The sequence below is a fragment of the Micromonospora sp. M51 genome, assembly GCF_018070305.1.
Lineage (GTDB): Bacteria > Actinomycetota > Actinomycetes > Mycobacteriales > Micromonosporaceae > Micromonospora > Micromonospora parva.
Map to the genome: position 1 here is coordinate 1 of NZ_JAGPXZ010000530.1, position 4,411 is coordinate 4,411.

Here is a 4,411-nt window from a genome sequence, read left to right on the forward strand (position 1 = left end):
GGTCGCGCCGATCGCCTCCCGGAGGCCCGTCAGTGCGCCGGGGAGGCTGTCGTCCCCGGTGGTGGCGGGCGGCTCCTCCGCGGCGTCCGGCGGGTCGGTGCGGGCTGCGACGGCGGGCGCACCGGAACGGGTGGCGGGATCGCCGTGCGTCGTCACCGCTAAAGCGTGCCCGACCGATGCAAGGGAAGACAACCGGACGGTAATAACGGCTGGGTTGCGTCGGGTTGACTCAAGTCGACTTGACGATTGGCCAACGCGTGGCACTATTGAGTCAAGTTCACTCAACTTGTGGTGGGGCCCGCTGCGGGCGGTGCTCGCCAGCAGCCCACGGGCGACGCCCGTCACCTGCACAACCTTACGAAGCGAGGAAGCGAACATGGCACGTGCGGTCGGTATCGACCTCGGCACGACGAACTCCTGCGTCAGCGTTCTCGAGGGCGGTGAACCCACCGTCATCGCCAACGCTGAGGGGTCGCGGACGACTCCGTCGATCGTCGCGTTCGCCCGCAACGGCGAGGTGCTCGTCGGTGAGGTCGCCAAGCGCCAGGCGGTGACCAACCCGGACCGGACGATCCGGTCGGTCAAGCGCGAGGTCGGCACGAACTGGTCCGTCGACATCGACGGCAAGAAGTACACCCCGCAGGAGATCTCCGCCCGGACGCTGATGAAGCTCAAGCGGGACGCCGAGGCGTACCTGGGTGAGCAGATCACCGACGCGGTGATCACCGTTCCGGCCTACTTCAACGACAGCCAGCGGCAGGCCACCAAGGAGGCCGGTGAGATCGCCGGCTTCAACGTGCTGCGGATCGTCAACGAGCCGACCGCGGCCGCCCTGGCGTACGGGCTGGACAAGGGCTCCAAGGAGCAGACCGTCCTGGTCTTCGACCTCGGCGGCGGCACCTTCGACGTGTCGCTGCTGGAGCTGGCCGAGGGCGTCATCGAGGTCAAGTCGACCAGCGGTGACAACCACCTCGGCGGCGACGACTGGGACCAGCGGATCATCGACCACCTGGTCAAGACGTTCCGTGGTGAGCACGGCATCGACCTCGGCCAGGACAAGATGGCCCTCCAGCGGCTCCGTGAGGCCGCCGAGAAGGCCAAGATCGAGCTGTCCGCCGCCACCACCACCAACATCAACCTGCCGTACATCACCGCTGGCGCGGCCGGCCCGCTGCACCTGGACGTGACGCTCAGCCGCGCTGAGTTCCAGCGGATGACGCAGGACCTGCTGGACCGTTGCAAGGGCCCGTTCGAGCAGGCCGTGAAGGACGCCGGGATCAAGATCTCTGACGTCGAGCACGTCATCCTGGTCGGCGGTTCGACCCGGATGCCCGCCGTGACCGACCTGGTCAAGCAGCTCACCGGCCGCGACCCCAACAAGGGCGTCAACCCGGACGAGGTCGTCGCCGTCGGCGCCGCCCTCCAGGCCGGTGTGCTCAAGGGTGAGGTCAAGGACGTCCTGCTGCTCGACGTGACCCCGCTGAGCCTGGGCATCGAGACCAAGGGCGGCATCTTCACCAAGCTGATCGAGCGCAACACCACCATCCCGACCAAGCGCTCCGAGGTCTTCACCACGGCTGACGACAACCAGCCGTCGGTGCTGATCCAGGTGTTCCAGGGCGAGCGGGAGATCGCGGCCTACAACAAGAAGCTCGGCACCTTCGAGCTGACCGGCCTCCCGCCGGCGCCGCGCGGCGTGCCGCAGATCGAGGTCGCCTTCGACATCGACGCCAACGGCATCGTCAACGTGCACGCCAAGGACCTGGGCACCGGCAAGGAACAGAAGATGACGATCACCGGCGGCTCGTCGCTGCCGAAGGACGACATCGAGCGGATGCGCCGGGACGCCGAGGAGCACGCGGAGGAGGACAAGCGCCGCCGCGACGACGCCGAGACCCGCAACGTGGCCGAGGCGCTGCAGTGGCAGACCGAGAAGTTCCTCGCCGAGAGCGGCGACAAGCTGCCCAGCGAGAACCGTGAGCAGCTCAACGAGGCGCTCGGCGAGCTGCGCGGCGCCCTCGGCGGGCAGGATGTCGAGAAGATCAAGTCCGCGCACGAGAAGCTGGCGCAGGTCTCCCAGCAGGCCGGCTCGCTGCTCTACTCGCAGCAGGCCGAGCAGGGTCAGCAGCCGGGTGGCGAGCCCGGCCCGGGTGCGACCGGCGCGACCGGCGCGCAGGCCGGCGGCGCCGACGACGTGGTCGACGCGGAAATCGTGGACGAGGACGGCAAGAAGTGACCGTCGGCCTCCGACACGTGTCCACCGCGAAGGGGATGAGGTAGCCGCATGACGCAGAAGCCACGAGCCGCCGACCCGGGCGAGACCGGGTCGACGCCGGGTGGCTCCGCGCCCACGGAGCAGACCACCGGCGACGGGGAGCGGGTCGTCATCCGTAACAACCGCAAGCTCGTCGACACCGCCGAGCCGGAGGGCGCCGCCGCCGACGCTGAGGCCGGCGTGCCGGCCGAGGGTCTGGTCGAGGACGCCGAGGTCGTGGTCGACGAGATCGAGGTCGAGGTCAACGCCACCGACGGGCCGGAACCGTCCGGCCCGCCGGTGGTGGACGCCCCGGCGCAGCCGGTGGACGGCGGCGGCACGGGCACCTCGCTCGGTGCCGAGCTGGAGGCGCTCCGGGCCGAGCTCGACGAGCGGACCAGGGACCTGCAGCGGGTGTCGGCGGAGTACGCCAACTACCGCAAGCGGGTCGACCGTGACCGCAGCCTCGTGCAGGAGCAGGCGACCGGCTCGGTGCTGGCCGCGCTGCTGCCGATCCTGGACGACCTGGACCGGGCCCGGGAACACGGCGACCTGGTCGGGCCGTTCGGCACGGTGGCGGAACAGCTCACCACCGCGCTGGGCAAGTTCGGCCTGAACGCCTTCGGCGAGCAGGGCGACCCGTTCGACCCGACCCGGCACGAGGCGGTCGCGCACCAGACCTCGGCCGACGTCAGCGAGCCGACCTGCGTGCAGGTCATGCGACGCGGCTACCAGCTCGGTGAGCGGCTGCTGCGCCCCGCGCTGGTAGCGGTCGCGGATCCGGAATAGTGCCAGCCAGTGACCAGGCCGTCCCGCCCCCCGCGCTGCGGTGGGCGGGACGGCCGGGCCACCAGGGTCGGAAGGAGGTGGACCGGTGAGTTCGAAGGACTGGATCGAGAAGGACTTCTACGCCGTGCTCGGCGTGGACAAGGCCGCCTCCGCGGATGACATCAAGAAGGCGTACCGCAAGGTGGCCCGGGAGTCGCACCCGGACCACAACCCGGGCGACCCGAAGGCCGAGGAGCGGTTCAAGGCCGCGTCCGAGGCGTACAACGTGCTGTCGGACAGCGGCCGCCGCCGCGAGTACGACGAGATGCGCTCGCTCTTCGGCTCGGGCGCGTTCCGGCGCAACGCCCGGGGTGGTGGCCAGCCGGGTGGCATGCCGTTCGACGTCTCCGACATGTTCGGTGGCGGCGGAGGCGGCGATCGCCGCTTCGGAGGCGCCGGCTTCCAGGACCTGTTCAGCTCGATCTTCAGCGGCGGTCAGGCCGGTGGGCAGGCCGCGCCCCGCGGTCCGGCCCGTGGCCGGGACGTGGAGACCGAGGTGGCGCTGGACTTCGGCGACGCGGTGCGCGGGGTGACGCTGCCCCTGACGCTGCGCGCGCCGGGGGTCTGCGACACCTGCCACGGCAACGGGGCCAAGCCCGGCACCCAGCCGCAGACCTGCCCGGTCTGCCACGGTGCCGGGGTGACCACCCGCAACCAGGGGTCGTTCAGCTTCTCCGAGCCGTGCCGCAACTGCCAGGGCGTCGGCACCGTGGTCGAGGAGAAGTGCCCGGAGTGCCACGGCAGCGGCGGTGTCACCAAGACCCGCACCATGAACGTGCGCTTCCCGGCCGGTGTGGCCGACGGTCAACGCATCCGGCTGGCCGGGCGCGGCGAGCCGGGCGAGCGCGGCGGTCCGGCCGGTGACCTCTTCGTGCACGTCAAGGTTCGGCCGGACGAGTTGTTCGGGCGTACCGGAGACGACCTGACGCTGACCGTTCCGGTGACCTTCGCGGAGGCCGTGCTCGGCACGGACCTGCGGGTGCCCACGCTCGACGGCGCGGTGACCCTGCGGGTTCCGCCGGGGACGCCGAGCGGGCGGGTGCTGCGGGCCCGGGGCAAGGGTGTGGTCCGCCGTGATGGGCAGGCTGGTGACCTGCTGGTGACGTTGGACGTGGTGGTGCCGGCCCGGTTGTCCGACGAGGCGCGCACGGCGCTGGAGTCGTTCGCCGAGCAGACTCCGCCGGCGGCCCGGGAACATCTCGACGCACGGGTGCGTCGAGTCAGTTAGTCCGGTGGAGGGGACGCGGAGGTGAGCGGGATGTCGGGCGAGTTCCTCGGTTCGGGCGACCCTGCCTACGAGGCCAAGGTGCTGATGATCTCGGTGGAGGC

General features: G+C 70.8%; 3 protein-coding genes. All 3 read left to right on the top strand.

The features are described from left to right. The first annotated feature begins 376 nt into the window (after positions 1 to 376). The 3 genes from dnaK to dnaJ all read left to right on the top strand — a co-directional run bounded on the left by dnaK (position 377) and on the right by dnaJ (position 4,310). Positions 377 to 2,236 (top strand): molecular chaperone DnaK, encoded by a 1,860-nt coding sequence (dnaK, locus tag KBX53_RS23765; RefSeq protein ID WP_030332082.1) that lies wholly within the window; start codon positions 377 to 379, stop codon positions 2,234 to 2,236. Between the two features lie 48 nt (positions 2,237 to 2,284). After that, positions 2,285 to 3,043, top strand: coding sequence for a nucleotide exchange factor GrpE (grpE, locus tag KBX53_RS23770; protein ID WP_030332083.1), 759 nt, complete (start codon positions 2,285 to 2,287; stop codon positions 3,041 to 3,043). A gap of 85 nt (positions 3,044 to 3,128) precedes the next feature. Continuing rightward, positions 3,129 to 4,310: a molecular chaperone DnaJ gene (dnaJ, locus tag KBX53_RS23775; RefSeq protein WP_030332085.1), complete on the top strand. Its 1,182-nt coding sequence runs from the start codon at positions 3,129 to 3,131 to the stop codon at positions 4,308 to 4,310. Positions 4,311 to 4,411 lie beyond the last annotated feature (101 nt).

Bases quoted from the DNA above. Each gene is read 5' to 3' on its own strand.
- grpE (WP_030332083.1), top strand. From the start codon at position 2,285: ATGACGCAGAAGCCACGAGCCGCCGACCCGGGCGAGACCGGGTCGACG.
- dnaK (WP_030332082.1), top strand. From the start codon at position 377: ATGGCACGTGCGGTCGGTATCGACCTCGGCACGACGAACTCCTGCGTC.